Annotated in this window: 13 protein-coding genes; 10 read left to right on the forward strand and 3 right to left on the reverse strand. The window is 72.5% G+C overall.

Features of this window, described 5'->3' with window-relative positions:
- The first annotated feature begins 18 nt into the window (after nt 1–18).
- The 4 genes from ABIC52_RS13075 (at nt 19) to ABIC52_RS13090 (ending at nt 4245) form a co-directional block, all read left to right on the forward strand.
- On the forward strand, nt 19–1098 hold the full coding sequence (locus tag ABIC52_RS13075) for a FecCD family ABC transporter permease (RefSeq protein ID WP_354027530.1): 1080 nt from the start codon (nt 19–21) through the stop codon (nt 1096–1098).
- On the forward strand, nt 1095–2255 hold the full coding sequence (locus ABIC52_RS13080; protein WP_354027531.1) for a FecCD family ABC transporter permease: 1161 nt from the start codon (nt 1095–1097) through the stop codon (nt 2253–2255). Before ABIC52_RS13075 ends, ABIC52_RS13080 begins: the two co-directional genes overlap by 4 nt.
- Nucleotides 2252–3124: an ABC transporter ATP-binding protein gene (locus tag ABIC52_RS13085; RefSeq protein WP_354027532.1), complete on the forward strand. Its 873-nt coding sequence runs from the start codon at nt 2252–2254 to the stop codon at nt 3122–3124. The genes ABIC52_RS13080 and ABIC52_RS13085 overlap by 4 nt, the downstream gene beginning before the upstream one ends.
- 86 nt (nt 3125–3210) lie before the next feature.
- Nucleotides 3211–4245 (forward strand): ABC transporter substrate-binding protein, encoded by a 1035-nt coding sequence (locus tag ABIC52_RS13090; RefSeq protein WP_354027533.1) that lies wholly within the window; start codon nt 3211–3213, stop codon nt 4243–4245.
- 68 nt (nt 4246–4313) lie between these two features.
- Here the strand turns inward: ABIC52_RS13090 and ABIC52_RS13095 are convergent, their stop codons facing one another.
- On the reverse strand, nt 4314–6374 hold the full coding sequence (locus ABIC52_RS13095; protein ID WP_354027534.1) for a transglycosylase domain-containing protein: 2061 nt from the start codon (nt 6372–6374) through the stop codon (nt 4314–4316).
- A 219-nt stretch (nt 6375–6593) separates the two neighbouring features.
- Between ABIC52_RS13095 and ABIC52_RS13100 the strand changes: the two genes are divergently transcribed.
- Entirely contained in the window at nt 6594–7586 is a 993-nt protein-coding gene (locus ABIC52_RS13100) for an alpha/beta hydrolase (protein WP_354027535.1), read from the forward strand.
- Nucleotides 7587–7617: 31 nt separating this feature from the next.
- Here ABIC52_RS13100 and bla read toward each other — a convergent pair whose 3' ends face one another.
- Nucleotides 7618–8595, reverse strand: a complete 978-nt coding sequence (gene bla, locus ABIC52_RS13105) for a class A beta-lactamase (protein ID WP_435526078.1) — start codon at nt 8593–8595, stop codon at nt 7618–7620.
- Nucleotides 8596–8866: 271 nt separating this feature from the next.
- Nucleotides 8867–10348 carry a mannitol dehydrogenase family protein gene (locus ABIC52_RS13110; protein WP_354027537.1) on the reverse strand — a complete coding sequence of 494 codons (1482 nt, stop codon included), beginning with the start codon at nt 10346–10348 and terminating at the stop codon, nt 8867–8869.
- A 195-nt stretch (nt 10349–10543) separates the two neighbouring features.
- Between ABIC52_RS13110 and ABIC52_RS13115 the strand changes: the two genes are divergently transcribed.
- From ABIC52_RS13115 to ABIC52_RS13135, 5 genes are all read left to right on the forward strand, one after another.
- On the forward strand, nt 10544–11179 hold the full coding sequence (locus ABIC52_RS13115; RefSeq protein WP_354027538.1) for a TetR/AcrR family transcriptional regulator: 636 nt from the start codon (nt 10544–10546) through the stop codon (nt 11177–11179).
- 72 nt (nt 11180–11251) lie between these two features.
- A complete protein-coding gene (locus ABIC52_RS13120) occupies nt 11252–13912 on the forward strand; it encodes an MMPL family transporter (protein ID WP_354027539.1) in 2661 nt (886 codons plus the stop codon).
- A 296-nt stretch (nt 13913–14208) separates the two neighbouring features.
- Complete coding sequence (locus ABIC52_RS13125; RefSeq protein ID WP_209679027.1) at nt 14209–14655, forward strand: MarR family winged helix-turn-helix transcriptional regulator; 447 nt, start codon at nt 14209–14211, stop codon at nt 14653–14655.
- 49 nt (nt 14656–14704) lie between these two features.
- The gene (locus tag ABIC52_RS13130) at nt 14705–14917 is read left to right on the forward strand and encodes a hypothetical protein (protein WP_174234761.1); all 213 of its coding nucleotides are present in this window, start codon (nt 14705–14707) and stop codon (nt 14915–14917) included.
- A 53-nt stretch (nt 14918–14970) separates the two neighbouring features.
- A complete protein-coding gene (locus ABIC52_RS13135) occupies nt 14971–16065 on the forward strand; it encodes an alkene reductase (protein WP_354027540.1) in 1095 nt (364 codons plus the stop codon).
- Nucleotides 16066–16194 lie beyond the last annotated feature (129 nt).

The following is a 16194-nucleotide window of genomic DNA, read 5'->3' on the forward strand; positions in this document are numbered from 1 at the left end:
TACCCTAAGCTGGTCCGCGTGCCATCCCCCGAAACCGTCCTGACGCCCGATCGGGCTGCCCGGACCGACGGCCCACCGCGTGCCGACAGCGTGCACCGTCGTGCCGTCCGCCGTCGGCTGCTCGTGGTCGTGGTCCTGGTCGTCGTGCTCGCCGTCGCCGCGGTCGCGAGCATGCTCCTCGGGAGCAACCGGCTCGGCGTCGACCAGGTGATCGCGGGGCTGACGCGCTCCGGGTCGAGCACCGCGGAGGCCGTCGTGTGGGGGTCGCGCATCCCGCGGACCCTCATCGGTGCCGCGGTCGGGGCAGCGCTCGGCATCGCCGGACTCCTCATGCAGGGCCACACCCGCAACCCGCTCGCCGATCCCGGACTGTTCGGGGTCTCGTCGGGCGCCGGGCTCGCGGTCGTGCTCGGCGTCTACGTCTTCGGCGTCACGAGCACCGGCTCCACGGTCTGGTTCGCCCTGGTCGGGGCCGTCGTGGCGAGCGTCGTCGTGTTCTCGGTGACCGTCGCCGGCAGCGGGACCGCGAGCCCGGTACCCCTCGCCCTGGCCGGCGCCGCCGTGTCCGCCCTGCTCGGGGCCGTCACCTCGTTCATCGTGCTGACCGACCAGGAGTCCCTCGACGCCTACCGGCTCTGGGTCGTCGGGTCGCTCGCCGCCCGGCAGCTCGACGTGCTCGCGGCCGCGGCGCCGTTCCTGCTCGTCGGCGCCGTGCTCGCGGTCTGGAACACCCGCGCGCTCGACGCCCTCGGGCTCGGGGCGGAGCTGGCGAAGGGCCTCGGCGAGAACGTGCTCGCCGCCCGGCTCGTCGGGCTCGGCGGCATCACGCTCCTCGCCGCCGGTGCGACCGCGGCAGCCGGGCCGATCGGCTTCGTCGGCCTGACGGTGCCGCACGTCGCCCGGGCCCTGGTCGGCACCGGCCACCGCTGGACGCTGCCCGTCTCGGCACTCGTCGGGGCTGCGCTCGTGCTCGTCGCCGACGTGGTGGGACGACTGGTCGGCGGGTTCTCCGAGGTCGAGGTCGGCATCGTGCTGGCGGTGCTCGGCGGTCCGGTGTTCGTCGCCGTCGCCCGACGTCGATCGCTGGTGTCGCTGTGAGCGCCGCGACCGGCACGCGGCGCGGCGCCGACCGGCCGGACGCCGGTGAGAGCGCGGGCCCGGGCACGCCGGCCACGGGCACGCCGGGCACGGGCCGTGCGCCCGCCGGCCGCCGCGGTGTCCGGATCGGACCGCTCGGCCTCGCATGGCGCCCGCGGGTGCTCGGCTGGACGGTCGGCGCGATCGCGGTCGCCCTCGTCCTCGTCGTGCTCGGCGTCGCGGTCGGCAGCACGTTCATCGCCCCCGGCACCGTCGTCCGCGCGCTGCTCGGCGCCGACGACGGCCCCGACGGCTTCATCGTCACGACCCTCCGGCTCCCCCGCGTCCTCACCGGCGCGTTGGTCGGCCTGGTGCTCGGGACCGCCGGCGCGCTGACGCAGACCGTCACCAGGAACCCCCTCGGCACGCCGGACATCATCGGCGTGACCTCCGGCGCGAGCGTCGGCGCGGTCGCCGCGATCGTGCTCGGCGGTGGCACCTACTCCGTGTCCTCGGTCGTCCTGAGCGGCGGGATCCCGGTCGCGGCGACCATCGGGGCACTCGTCGCCGCGGCCGCCGTGTACGGCCTCGGGTGGCGTGGTGGGGTGCAGAGCTACCGGCTCGTGCTCGTCGGCATCGGGGTGAGCGCCACGCTCGACGCCGTGACGAGCTACCTGCTCGTCCGCGCCAAGATCACCGTCGCCACCGCGGCGTCGCAGTGGCTCGTCGGCAGCCTGTCGAGCACCTCGTGGACGACCGTGTGGCCGCTCCTGCTCGTCGCCGCGGTCTGCGTCCCGATCGCCCTCGCCACCAGCGCCGCGCTCGGCATCGGGCAGCTCGGCGACGAGGTCGCGACCGGCGTCGGGCTCGGCGTGCAGCGGCACCGACTGCTCGTCCTGGCGCTCGCGGTCGTCCTCACCGCCGCCGCCGTCGCCGCCGCCGGACCGATCGGCTTCGTCGCGTTCGTCGTCCCCCAGGTCGCCCTGCGCCTGGCCGGCACGAACCGCCCACCGCTGCTGCTCGCCGGAGCACTGGGGTCGGTGCTCGTCCTCGGCGCCGACCTGCTCGCCCGTTCCGTCTTCCCCTGGCAGGTGCCCGTCGGCATCGTGACCACCGTCGTCGGCGCCCCGTACCTGATCTGGCTCCTCGTCCGCCACCGCAAGGAGATGTCCCGATGACCACCACGACCGCGAGCACGAGCACGGCCCGCAACCACCGGGCCGGTGGCCTCGACGCGACCGGCACCGTGCCTCCCGTCCTGGAGGCCCGTGGCCTGTCGGTCGGCTACGACCGCGACCCGGTCCTCCGCGACCTGGACCTGCGGATCGAGCGCGGCACGGTGACGACCTTCCTCGGGGCGAACGGCTGCGGCAAGTCGACCCTCCTCAAGGCGTTCGGCCGCGTGCTGAAGCCGCAGTCCGGCGAGGTGCTGCTGGACGGCTCCCCGATCCGCAAGGAACCGAACCGCGCCGTGGCCCGGCGGCTCGCGATCCTGCCGCAGACGCCGGTGGCTCCCGCGGGCACGAGTGTGCTCGACCTGGTGATGCGCGGTCGGAACCCGCACCAGAGCTGGGCGAAGCCGTGGACGGCGGACGACGCCGACGTCGCCGAGCAGGCCATCGCGGCGACCGGATTGACCGAGGTCGCGCACCGCGACGTCGCGAGCCTGTCGGGTGGCCAGCGGCAGCGCGCCTGGATCGCGCTCGTGGTGGCGCAGCAGGCGGAGACCCTGCTGCTCGACGAGCCGACGACGTACCTGGACCTGGCGCACCAGCTCGACGTGCTCCGCCTCGTGCGGCGGTTGAACCGCGAGCAGGGGTCGACCGTCGTGATGGTGCTGCACGACCTGACGCTCGCCGCGCGGTACTCGGACCGACTCGTCGTCCTGCACGACGGCGGGGTCGTCGCGGACGGGACCCCCGACGAGGTCCTGACCCCAGAGGTGCTCGAGACCGCCTTCGGGCTGCACGCCCGGGTGGTGCCGGACCCGGTGACGGGCGCGCCGATGATCGTGCCGGAGGCCGACGAAGCCAGCACGTCCGCCTGAGTCCGGCGCGGTGACGTGCCGCCGCCCCGGCGGCCGGGTCGCCACAGGCTGGCGGTCCTCACAGAGTTAGGTTAGGCTCTCCTAACGTGAAGATCCCCCGCCGCGGCTCCCTGCGCGCCGCCCTCGTGACCTCCGTGGCCGTCCCGGCCCTCCTGCTCGCCGGTTGCTCCGGAGCGAACGGCTCCGACGACTCAGCCCGATCCGGGGACACCGCCGGCAACGCCTCGACCGCCTCCGGTCCCTGGTCGTACAAGGACGCCACCGGTGCGACCGTGAAGACCGACAGCACGCCGAAGCGCGTCGTCGTCCTCAACGACATCGCCATCTCGTTCATCGAGTACGGCCTGCGTCCGGTCGGCACCTTCGGCCAGCTGACCATGGCGAAGGACGCCCGTTTCGACGACCTCGACAAGGACGGCATCACACAGCTCGGTCAGGCGTACGGCGACATCGACCTCGAGCAGCTCGCAGCGCTCAAGCCGGACCTCGTCGTCACGTCGGTGTACCCGACCGACGAGAAGGGCACCCTCGACGAGACCCAGCCCGGCTACGGCTTCAAGGACAAGGAGCAGGAGCAGCAGGTCGAGGCCATCGCACCCGTCGTCCAGGTGAAGTGGGGCGGCAAGGGCGAGGACGTCATCGAGAAGATCGCCGGCCTGGCCGAGTCGCTCGGTGCGCCCGAGTCGAAGGTCGAGGCCGCCGAGGACCGCTTCGACGAGGCCGAGGACACCCTCGAGCAGGCCGCGAAGTCGAGCGACGTGTCCGTCGTCTCGATGTACGCGGACGGCGACGGCGCGTACGTGACGCGTCCGTCCGACGAGCCGACCCTGCAGATGTACTCGTCGTTCGGCGTCGACTTCGTGGAGCCGAAGCCGAAGGGCTTCTACTGGGGCATCTACTCGTGGGAGAACGCCGGGCAGATCACCGGTGACGTGATCCTGCTCTCGCAGCAGGGCTACCAGGTCGCGGACCTCGAGAAGCAGCCGACCTTCGCCGACAACCCGGCGCTCGAGGCGGGCCAGGTCCACAGCTGGACCTTCCCCGCGCTCGACTACGCGTCGCAGGCCGACTACATGACGAAGCTCGCGGGCTGGCTCACGGACAGCAAGAAGGTGTCGTAGCCGCGATCGTCGCGGACTGGAGGCACGGTGCCGGCTGGCACCGTGCCTCCAGTCCGTCCCGGGCGGCGTCAGCCGACGGGCAGCGCCGCGTTGACCGCCGTCTGCGCCTGCCGCCAGACGGCAGCGCGCGACCCCGCGTAGGTGCCGCCCTGACCGCTCCCGACGTACCGCAGGTTCGTCTTCCCACCGTCGGTGTTGCCCTGCCAGTACGCCGTCACCGCGCGCGAGGTCCCGCCGACGAGCCAGATCTGGTCCGCCGCGTCGGTCGTGCCCGTCTTGCCGAACAGCGTCGCTCCGTCGAGCGTCTGGCCCCCGGTCGCCGTGCCGCCGCGGAAGGCCCCCTGCATCACCGCGAACGCCTCGGCGGCGACCGACGCCGACACCGCCCGCGTGCAGGACCGCGGCTGCCCGCCGAGTGCCGTGCCGTCGGGGCCCGTGACCTGGTCGACGACGACCGGGGCGCAGGTCACGCCGCCGTTCGCGATGCCGGCGTAGGCGGCCGCCATCGTGAGCGGGGCGATGCTCGTCGTCCCGAGGATCGCCGCCGGGTTCGCTGGCAGCTCCCCACCCGTCGCCGGGTGGACACCGAATCGCGCGGCGGTGTCCCGGATGTCGCAGAGGTCGAGCTGCGACGCCATGTCCGCGTACGCCGCGTTCACCGACTGCGCCGTCGCCGCGCGGACGGAGTACGGCCCGGTCTGCCCCGGCGCGTCGTTCTTCGGGTCGTACGGGGTGCCCAGCGTCACCCGCTGCCCGCACTGCGTCCACGTGCTCCGGGCCTTCCGCGTGCCGTCCACCACGGTGTCCGGGCTCCGGCCGGACTCCAACCACTGCAGCAGCGTGAACATCTTGTAGGTCGAGCCCACCTGGAAGCCCTTCGATCCGCCGTTCGACTCGTCGGTGGCGTAGTTGAGCGAGGTCGCCGTCGCCGGGGCGTCCGCGGAGCGGTCGAAGTCCTTGTTCTGCGCCATCGTCAGCACCCGCCCGGTCCCCGCCTCGACGGTGTCGAGCGTGGCACCGAGGGCGAGACGGCTCTCGGTCGCGGGGTCGTGCAGGGAGAGCAGGTCCTTCTGCCGGGTGTTCAGGTCGAGGTCGAGTGTGGTCTGCACCCGGTACCCGCCCGTGCGCCAGGCGGCGGCGCGCGCGTCGGCGTCGGCGCCGAGCTGCGGGAGGTCCTGCGCCACCTGCTCGGCGTACGCGCAGAAGAACTCCGCGCCGCGGACCGCCGACTCGCACCCCTGCTGGGGTGCGGTGAGGCGGACGTAGTCGGCCGGACGTGACGCGAGCGCCGCGGCGAGGTCCGCGTCGCTCAGGTGCCCCTGGTCGTGCATCGAGCGGAGGACGACGTCCCGCCGGGCCTGGTTGTCGGCGTGGTGCTCGGGTGTCGACAGGTCGCGTCGCTCGGGCCACTGCACGATGGCGATCAAGGACGCGGCCTCGGCCGGGGTCAGGTCCGTGGCGTCCTTGCCGTAGTACCGCTGCGAGGCCGCCTGCACGCCGTAGGTCTGGTCGCCGAAGTAGGCGATGTTCAGGTAGGCGGCGAGGATCTCGTCCTTCGAGTACTCCTTGGCGAGCCCGATCGCCAGCTTGACCTCGGCGAGCTTGCGCTGCGCACTCTTCTCCGTCGCCTCGCGGTGTCCGGCCTCGCGCTCCTCGGCGGTCGGCAGTTCGCTCGCCTGCTGGATCTTGATGTTCCGCACGAGCTGCATCGTGATCGTCGAGCCCCCGGAGCCGCCCTGCCCGCCGGAGGCGATGACGCTCGCGACCGACCGCACCAGGCTCGTCGGGTCGACGCCGCCGGTCTCGCGGAAGCGCTTGTCCTCGCCGTCGATCGCGGCGTGCTCGAGGGTGTCGCTGATCTGGTCGAGCGAGAGCTCCTGACGGTTCTGGTCCCACACGTCGACCAGGTGCACGGGCTGCCCGCCCTGGTACGCCCAGATCTCGTTCCGCTCGGGCAGGTCACCGATCTCGATGTACTCCGGCATCGAGTCGAACAGGTCGATCGCCGAGGTCGTCCCCACCCCGGCCACCGCGAGCACCGGCGTCACGCCGACCCCGACCAGCAGCCCCGCCAGCACGCTGCCGCCGACGAAGCCCAGGGCCGCCCCGGTCGCACGTCGCATCGTCATGTCTCCCCCTCGTGGTCCCGCCCCCGTCGTCCGGTGGCGTCGGGTGACCCTCCCAACGCTGGTCGGGCGTCCGCCCGGGGTTCCCCGGGGAGGACCGGCACGACCGCTGGGAAAGGACCGAGTCGGTACGGATCGTTACCGGAGGGACCCCCGCCGTCACCGTCCCGTGACCCGACCGTGACCGAACCGTCACCCCGGGGTCGTCGGTACGCTCGGGTGATGGGGACCGGGCAGTGGCACGAGGACGTGCTGGGAGCCCCGTTCGAGCGCCTCGAGCTCCCGCTCGGCGAGGACCGCGAAGGACCGGTCGTCGCGACGCTCGTCCGACGACGGCGATCGCCGAACGACCTGTTGCTGCACGCCCGTGGGCCACTGCACGGCGTGGACGTGCTGTACGTGCACGGCTGGTCCGACTACTTCTTCCAGGTGGAGCTCGCGGAGCACCTCGAGCGGCTCGGCGCGCGCTTCCACGCCCTCGACCTGCGGAAGTACGGCCGGAGCCTCCGGCCGCACCAGACACCCGGGTTCGTCGACGACCTGGCCGTCTACGACGAGGACATCGGTGCCGCCCTCGACGCGATCGCCGCCGAGCACCACGGCGGCCCCCGTCGACGGCTCGTCCCGATGGGGCACTCCACCGGCGGGCTCACCCTGTCGCTCTGGGCCGCGCGTCACCCGGAGCTCGTCGACGGCCTGGTGCTGAACAGCCCGTGGCTCGAGTTCCAGGCGAGTGCGCTCGGTCGGGCGATCGTCGCACCGGTGATCAAGCTCGGCGCCAGGCGGAACCCCCTCGCGCCGATGCCGGCGGTCGACCCGGGCTTCTACACCCGCACGGTGTCCGCGACGGGCGACGGTTCGTGGACGTACGACCAGCGCTGGCGGCCCGAACGGGGCTTCCCGCTGCACCCCGGGTGGCTCGCCGCGGTGTTCACCGGGCAGGAGCGGGTCGAGCACGGGCTCGGTCTCACGGTCCCGACGCTCGTGATGCTCAGCGACAAGAGCATGCTGCAGCCGCGGTGGGACGACGGGATGGCACACGCGGACGTCGCGCTCAACGTGGACGTGGTCGCGCACCGGGCGTTGTCGCTCGGTGACGAGGTGACCGTCCGGCGTCTGCACGGAGCCCTGCACGACGTGGTGCTCTCGGCGCCCGACGTCCGCGACCAGGTCTGGGACGTGCTCGGTCGCTGGGCCACCACGCTCCCGCGCTGACGGCCCTCGCCGACGGCAGCGGGTCGGCAGCTCAGCCCGACGCGGCGCCGATCGACCGCACCGCCACCCGCGCCGCCGCGGCCACCAGCGCGTCGGAGGGCTCGGCGTCCGCGCCGGCACCGTCGCGCGTGGTGAACACCACGAGCACGATCGGGTCCCGGCCGGGAGGCTGCACGACCGCGATGTCGTCGCGCACCCCGTACGACGCCGTCCCGGTCTTGTCCGCGACCGACCACCCGTCCGGCACGCCGGCTCGGATCGTGCCGTCGCCGGTGGTGGTCCCCGCCATCGCGGACCGCAGCAGCGCCCGGTCGTCGGGGTCGAGTGCGTCGCCGAGCAGGACCGCGCGCAGGTCGGCCGCCGACTGCGCCGGGGTCGTCGTGTCGCGCGGGTCGCCCGGGACCGCGGTGTTCAGGTCGGGTTCGACGCGGTCCACCCGGGTCACGTCGTCCCCGATCCCGCGCAGCCACCGGGACACTCCGCCGACGCCGCCGAGCCGGTCCACGAGCAGGTTCGCCGCGGTGTTGTCGCTCTGCCGGAGTGCGGCGTCGACCAGCGCTCGGACCGTCATGCCCTCGTCGACGTGCTGGCTCGTCACGGGTGCGTACGCGAGCAGGTCGCCGCGGCCGTAGTGGACGACCTCGTCGAGGTCCGCGCCGCTCGACCGGTCGAGGACCGCCGCGGCGATGAACGCCTTGTTCGTCGACGCGAACGCGAAGCGCTCGTCGGCCCGGTACCCGGTGCTGCTGCCGTCCGCCGTGTCGATCGCGACGACGCCGACACGGGCCCCGTACTGCTCCTCGAGCGCGGCGAACGCACGGGACGTCGCCGCGTCCGCCGTCGGGGTCAGTACCGTCGTCGTGGTCGCGGTCGCCGACGCGGTCGGCGCGCCGCTCGCCGAGGTCACCGTGCCCCCACCACCGCTGCCACTGCAGCCCGCGAGCGTCAGCGCGGCGACCGCCGCGACGGTGGCCAGGGTCGTCCTCGTCGTCCGCACGCGGACGAGCATGCCGACCCCACCCGCGACCCGCCTGGACGTCGCACCCCGGCGCGGACGACGCGCCCCCGCACACCAGGGCGCGACGAGCGCCAGGGGGCGCAGCCGATCAGGTCCGGCGCGGCCGGACGGGAGGCACGGCGCACGCCGCCACGCGCCTCAGGTCCGGCGCGGCCGGACGGGAGGCACGGCGCTCGGCCGCCACGCGCCTCCGGACCGACCGCGGTCGGACGGGAGGCACGGTGCAGCGCCGCCCCGCGCCTCCCGTCCGGTGGGCGGTGCGTCAGGACCGCGACAGGCGCGTGACGGTCGCGTGCGCGCCGTCACGCAGGAGGCCGTCGAGCGCGTCGCGGTACGCCGCGACGAAGCGCTCGTCGTCGACCAGGTCGCCGAAGACCTGCCGGTCGCGCAGGAAGGCGAGCCGGTCCTCGCGCTGCTGCCGAGCGGCAGCGGTCAGCCGGTCGGCGAGGCGGTCGACGACCTGGATCGGCTGCCCGTCCTCGTCGGTGCCCTCGGCGTACCGCGCCCACGACGCGACGATGCCGGCCGACAGCGCGACCGGACCGCCGGACGCGAGGTTCGCGCGGACGACCGGCAGCAGCCACTTCGGGATGCGATCGCTCGACTCGGCGCACAGGCGGGCGAGGGTGTCGCGGACCTCGGGGTTCCGGAATCGCTCGATCAGTGTCGCCTGGTAGTCCGCGAGGTCGATCCCCGGCACGGGGTGCAGCGTGGGCGAGGCCTCCTCGTCCATGTACCGGCGGAGGAAGGTCGCGATCGCCTCGTCCTGCGTGGCCTCGTGCGCGTACCGGTACCCGGACAGGTACCCGAAGTAGCACAGGCCCTGGTGGCTGGCGTTGAGCAGCCGGAGCTTCATCAGCTCGTACGGTTCGACGTCCTCCACGAGCTGGACGTCGGCGTCCTCGTACCGCGGACGACCGGCGGGGTGGTCGTCCTCGAGCACCCACTGGAAGAAGGGCTCGGCGACGACCGGCCAGGCGTCCTCGATGCCGAGCTCGTCACGCACCCACGCCCGGTCCTCGTCCGTCGTGACCGGGGTGATCCGGTCGACCATCGAGTTCGGGAACGACACGTGCTCGTCCATCCAGTCGGCGAACGCCGGGTCCTGCAGACGTGCGTAGCTCGTGAACATCTGCCGGGCGACGTGTCCGTTGCCCTGGATGTTGTCGCACGACATCACCGTGAACGGCTCGAGGCCCCGGTCGCGACGACGTCGGAGCGCCTCGACCACGAGGCCGAACACCGTCCGCGGCGGAGCGTCCCCGCGCAGGTCCGCCGCGACCCCCGGCTCGTCCGCGACGAACTCCCCCGTGACGTGGTCGAAGTTGTAGCCACCCTCGGTGATGGTGAGGCTGACGATCCGCGTGTCCGGGTGCGCCATCTTCTCGACGACGGCGTCCGGGTCGTCGACGGCGAGGAGGTACTCCACGATGCTGCCGACGACACGGGACTCCCGCGTGCCGTCCGGGTGCTTGAGCACGAGCGTGGAGAGGCCACCCTGCTCGTCCATCGCTGCGGCCATCCGGCGGTCCTGCTCGAGGACACCGACTCCGCAGATGCCGTACTCGCGCGCCTCGCCCCGCTCCAGCAGCCGGTCGAGCACCATCGCCTGGTGCGCGCGGTGGAAGCCGCCGACGCCGAAGTGCACGATCCCGGTGGTGATGCCGTCGCGGTCGTAGGTGGGGACCGCGACGCCGTTCGCGGCGATCTGGTCCAGGGTCTCCGGGCTCAGGCGGACGGGCATGGGTACTCCTTCGTACGGCGGTCGCGAGCACCCAGTCTGTCAGTCGGGACCGCTCTGCGGAACCGGTGTGCGGAACCGGTGTTCCGCGCTCGGGTGGCGATCCCGGACCGCGGTCGGACCGCACCGGGGGACGAACCTGAGGGATCACTCGGAGAAGGTGCACCGAGTGCATCGATGCACCTAGTGTTGTTGCACGTGACCACCACCGACCGTCGTGCCGCCCTCAAGGCGAAGCACCGCGCCGCGATCCTGCAGGCTGCGCGCGACCTCGTCGACGAGCGCGGTGGTCGGGGGTTCAGCGTCGACGACCTCGCGTCCCGCGCCGACGTCGCGCGTCGGACGGTCTTCAACCACTTCGCCTCGCTCGACGAGGTCCTGCTCGCGGTGTGCGAGCAGGAGCTGTCGGTGATCATCGACCGGTTCCTCGCCGACATGGCACGGACCCCGATCGGCGACGGCAGCAGGGCGTCGATGTTCGAGGAGCTCGAGTCCGCCGCACGCGGCGCCGACCTGGCACCGGTGATCTCCGGCATGTACCGGATCATCGGCGAGCCGGGCAAGGAGGACCCGAAGGCCGCGGTCCTCACCCAGACCGCGTTCTCGCGGGTCACCGACCGGCTGCACGACGAGGTCGCCCGACGGCACCCCGGCGCCGACCCGCTCGACACCGCGCTGCTCGTCGACTCACTCATGAGCGGCATCGTCGTCATCGCCGACCACTGGCTCAACCACGACGGCCCCGATCTCACCCCCGCATCGCTGACCGCCTGGGATGCGCTGCTGAGCAGACTCGTGCACAGCGTCCGCTCCGGCTACATGCCGACCTCCTGACCACTCCCCCCGGGGTCCACCGGCGCACCCCGCACCACCACAGCACCTGACACGAAAGGACGGGGCAACCGCATGGCCGGTCTCCTCTACCGTCTCGGACGGTTCTCCGCACGACGCCACTGGCTGGTGATCATCGCCTGGATCGTCATCATGGGCATCGCGGGGCTCACCTACAGCCTGTTCGCGGGCACGATCTCCTCGTCGATCACGATCCCGAACACGAAGACGAGCCAGGTGCAGGACGAGCTGGCGGACAAGTTCCCGTCGGCGAACGGCGGCAACGGCACGCTGGTCTTCGAGACGACGGACGGCAAGGCCTTCACGGCGACCCAGAAGGCCGACGTCAAGGACTTCCTGGACGGGATCGCCGACCTCGACGGCGTCAAGGAGGTCCGCGACGGCTTCACCACGCAGGACCAGCTCGACGAGCAGCGGCAGAAGATCGTCGACGGCCGCCAGCAGATCGCGGACGGCCAGGCGCAGATCGACCAGCAGAAGACGCAGCTGGAGTCCGGCAAGCAGCAGATCGAGCAGGCGCAGACGCAGCTCGACCAGCAGAGGGCCCAGGCCGAGGCGCAGGCCCAGGCCGCCGGAGCCGCTGCGGCGAGCAGCGCGGCCGCACAGGCCGGCCAGCAGCAGCTCGCGCAGGCCCAGGCGCAGATCGACGCGCAGCAGCAGCAGATCACCTCGGGCCAGCAGCAGCTCGAGCAGGCACAGCAGAAGCTCGACGACCAGGAGCGACAGCTCGAGCAGGGGTCCGACCTGCTGGACCTGTCGAAGGACATCCGCTTCGTGTCGTCGAACGGCGCGGCGTCGATCGGCACCGTGCAGTTCACGAAGTCGACCTTCGAGGTGCCGCAGGAGACCAAGCAGGAGATCTCCGACCGCGCCGAGAGCGCGAAGCTCGACGGCGTCGACGTGTACGTCTCGAACGACATCGCCCAGGGTGTCCCGTCGATCCTCGGCCCGGGCGAGATCGTCGGCGTCGTCATCGCCGCGCTCGTGCTCTTCCTGATGCTCCGCACGATCATCGGCGCCGCGATCCCGCTGCTGTCCGCCGTGCTCGGTGTCGGCGTCGCGACCCTCGCCTCGCTGTCGTTCTCGAGCCTGGTCGAGTTCATCTCGGTCACGCCGGTGCTGGGGGTGATGCTCGGCCTGGCGGTCGGCATCGACTACTCGCTCTTCATCCTCAACCGACACCGGACCCAGCTGAAGGCGGGCATGGGCGTGCACGAGTCGATCGGGCTCGCGAACGGCACGTCCGGCAACGCCGTCGTCTTCGCGGGCACGACGGTCATCGTGGCCCTGCTCGCGCTGAACATCACCGGGATCCCGTTCCTCGGCCTGATGGGGACGGTCGGCGCCGTCGCGGTGCTCTTCGCGATCCTCATCGCGACGTCGTTCACCCCGGCACTGCTGTCCCTGCTCGGGATGCGCATCCTGCGGAAGAAGGAGCGGCAGCAGATCGGGCACACCGGGGCCGTGCAGGTACCGAACAAGCCGATGTCGACCTGGCGCGCCGTGATCACGCTCGTCGCCGGTGTCGCGGTGCTCGGCACGATCGCCCTGCCCGCCACGCAGATGCGCCTCGGTCTGCCGACCGGTGCGTCCGAGGCGACCGACTCGTCGCAGTACAAGGCCTACAAGGCGCTCGAGGACGAGTTCGGCGCCGGCCAGAACGGTCCGCTCCTCGTCGTGGCCGACCTGCCGAAGGCGATCGCGAAGGACGACGTCACCGCGACCGAGGTCACCATCGGCCAGGCGCTCGCGAAGAACGACGACGTCGAGGCCGTGCTGCCGATCGGCGCCTCGTCCGACCGCGACATCATCGCGTTCCAGGTCAAGCCGGCGGGCGGCCCGGACAGCGTCTCGACCGAGACCCTGGTCAAGGACCTGCGCGAGCAGACGGTGCAGACCGACGACGGCAGGGTGACACTCGGGGTCGCCGGCAACGCGAGCGCGAACATCGACGTGTCGGAGAAGCTCGCGAACGTGCTGCCGCTCTACCTCGTCGTGGTCGTCGGCCTGTCGCTGATCATCCTCATCATCGTGTTCCGGTCGTTCCTCGTGCCGATCACCGCGACGGCCGGGTTCATCCTGTCCGTGCTCGCGTCCTTCGGTGGTCTGACCGCGATCTACCAGTTCGGCTGGCTCGGCTCCGTGTTCGGCGTGCACGACCCGGCGCCGATCCTGAGCTTCCTGCCCATCATCGAGATCGGCATCCTGTTCGGACTCGCGATGGACTACCAGCTCTTCCTGGTCTCGGGCATGCGCGAGGCGTACGCGCACGGCGCCTCGGCGAAGGTGGCGGTCCAGCGCGGTCTGCACGCCGGGCGCGCGGTGGTCACGGCAGCGGCGATCATCATGATCTCGGTGTTCGCGGGCTTCATCTTCTCGGAGTCCTCGACGATCAAGCCGATCGGCTTCGGCCTGGCGTTCGGTGTCCTCGTCGACGCCTTCGTCGTCCGGATGCTGCTCATCCCGGCGGTCATGCACCTGCTCGGCACGAGCGCGTGGTGGATCCCGAAGTGGCTCGACCGGATCCTGCCGGACGTCGACGTCGAGGGCGCCAAGCTCGAGCGATCGCACCCCGGCGACGACCGCGGCCACCGCGCCGAGCCCGCCGTGGCCGGTGCCGGTGCGGGTACCGGTGCGCACCGCGGGTCGCACGCCGCGGACGTCGAGCCGGACGCCAACCCGCACGACGGGCACACGCCGACGCACCGCGCCTAGGCGACGGCCGCCGGCGCGCGCACCGCGCGTCGGCGACAGCCCCGCAGCACCGCCTGGAGGCCCGGTGCCGGTCCACGAGACCGGCACCGGGCCTCCAGGCCGTTCCGGGCACACCTGCCGGACCCGGGCGCCCCTGGCGGAAGCGGGCGTACCTGGCGGAAGCGGGCACACCTGGTCGTCCTGAACCATCAGGTACGCCCGGTTCCACTTGCCATCGCGCGTGCCATGGGAAGGAACGGGCACAGGACCACGGCACCGGGCCTCCAGACCGTTCGTGGACGAAGTACCGTGGACGCATGACCGCGACCGACGTCGACCCCCTGGCCCTCGACCGGCAGCTCTGCTTCGCCCTGGCCGCGACGAGCCGCAGTGTCATCGGGCTGTACCGCGACCTGCTCGACCCGATGGGCCTGACGCACCCGCAGTACCTCGTCATGCTCGCGCTGTGGGAGCACGACCCGCGGTCGGTGCGCGAGATCGCCGCGGAACTCCGCCTCGACTCCGCCACGCTGAGCCCGCTGCTGAAGCGGCTCGAGGCCTCCGGCTACGTCCGACGCCAGCGCAGCACGGCCGACGAACGCCAGCTCGAGGTGTCGCTCACGACCGCCGGGCGAGCGCTCCGCGACCGGGCACGTACGGTACCCGTCGCGGTGGCCGATCGGCTGGGCTGGCCACTCGAGCGACTCGAACGACTCAAGGACGACCTGACGGAACTGCTCGGTCGCGTCGACGCCCTCGACTGAGCGCCCCCTTCGTGGCAGAATGATTCGTGCACGAACGAAAGGACGGACCGTGGGTCGCTTCGGCAGCTGGTACGACCGGTGGAACCGCACGCTCATCGAGAAGATGGGCCCGTCGCAGATCGGCGCCGGACACGTCGAAGGCGCAGACGACCGCACCGTCGACCGCCCCTGCCCGATCTGCCGGCAGCCGCTCTCGCAGCACACGGTGATCCGCCCCGAGGGTCAGGTCCGCTCGAGCACCCTGGTGTGCCCCGGACGCTGAGCATCCGCCGCGGGATCGGAATTGCCCGGCGCAACACGTGGTTCAACGGACTCGTGAAGCTCTTCGAAGCCGCCGACCTCGGCGCACTCCACCTCCGCAACCGCATCGTCATGGCCCCCCTCACCCGGACGCGCGCCGGTGAGCAGGGCATCCCCAACGACCTCCTCGTCGAGCACTACGCGCAGCGCGCCGGCCTCGGCATGATCATCACCGAGGGCACCTGGCCCGTCCAGGAGGGCCGCTCCTACCCCGGGCAGCCCGGCATCGAGACCGACGAGCAGGTCGCGGGCTGGCGCCGCGTCACCGACGCCGTGCACGAGCGCGGCGGCACGATCGTCATGCAGCTGATGCACGGCGGCCGGGTCTCGCACACCGACATCTCGCAGACCCCGCGCATCGTCGGTCCCTCGGCGATCGCGGCACCGGGGCAGACGCACCTCGCCGACGGCTCGAAGGCCGACATGCCCGTGCCGCACGAGCTCACCACCGACGAGGTCCGCGAGGCCGTCCAGGGCTTCGTCCGCGCCGCCCGCAACGCGATCGCGGCCGGGCTCGACGGCGTCGAGGTGCACGGCGCGAACGGGTACCTCGTGCACGAGTTCCTCTCCCCCGTGTCGAACACCCGCACCGACGAGTACGGCGGCTCGCCCGAGAACCGCGCGCGCTTCGCCGTCGAGGTCACCACGGCGATCGCCGAGGCCGTCGGCGCGGACCGCGTGGGCATCCGTCTCTCGCCGCAGCACAACATCCAGGGCGTGCTCGAGGAGGACGACGCCGACGTCCGTGCGACCTACACCGCTGTGGCCGAGGGCCTCGCGCCGCTCGGGCTGGCCTTCGTGGACGTCCTGCACTCCGAGCCGGCCAGCGAGCTCGTGCAGCACGTGCGCCGCACCGCAGGCGCTCCGTTCATCGCCAACTCGGGCTTCTCGTCGATGACCTCCCGCGACGAGGCGATCACGCTGCTCGACGGCGACCTCGCCGACGCCGTCGCCGTGGGCCGGGCCGCGATCGCGAACCCCGACCTCGCCGAGCGCTGGGAGCAGGACGCGGAGCTCAACGAGCCGCGCCCGGAGCTCTTCTACGGCGCGAGCGCCGAGGGCTACACCGACTACCCGACGCTCGACCAGGTCCGCGAGCCCGTCGCGTAGCCGACGTCACCGGTCACGGACGGGGGGGGGGGGGGGGCGCCCCCCCCCCCCCCCCCCCCCCCCGGGGGGGGGGCCCCCCCCCCCCCCGGGGGGGGCGGCCGGGGGGGGGTGCCAGGGCGGACCCCAAAC

The sequence above is a fragment of the Curtobacterium oceanosedimentum genome, from assembly GCF_040545555.1.
Taxonomy (GTDB): domain Bacteria; phylum Actinomycetota; class Actinomycetes; order Actinomycetales; family Microbacteriaceae; genus Curtobacterium.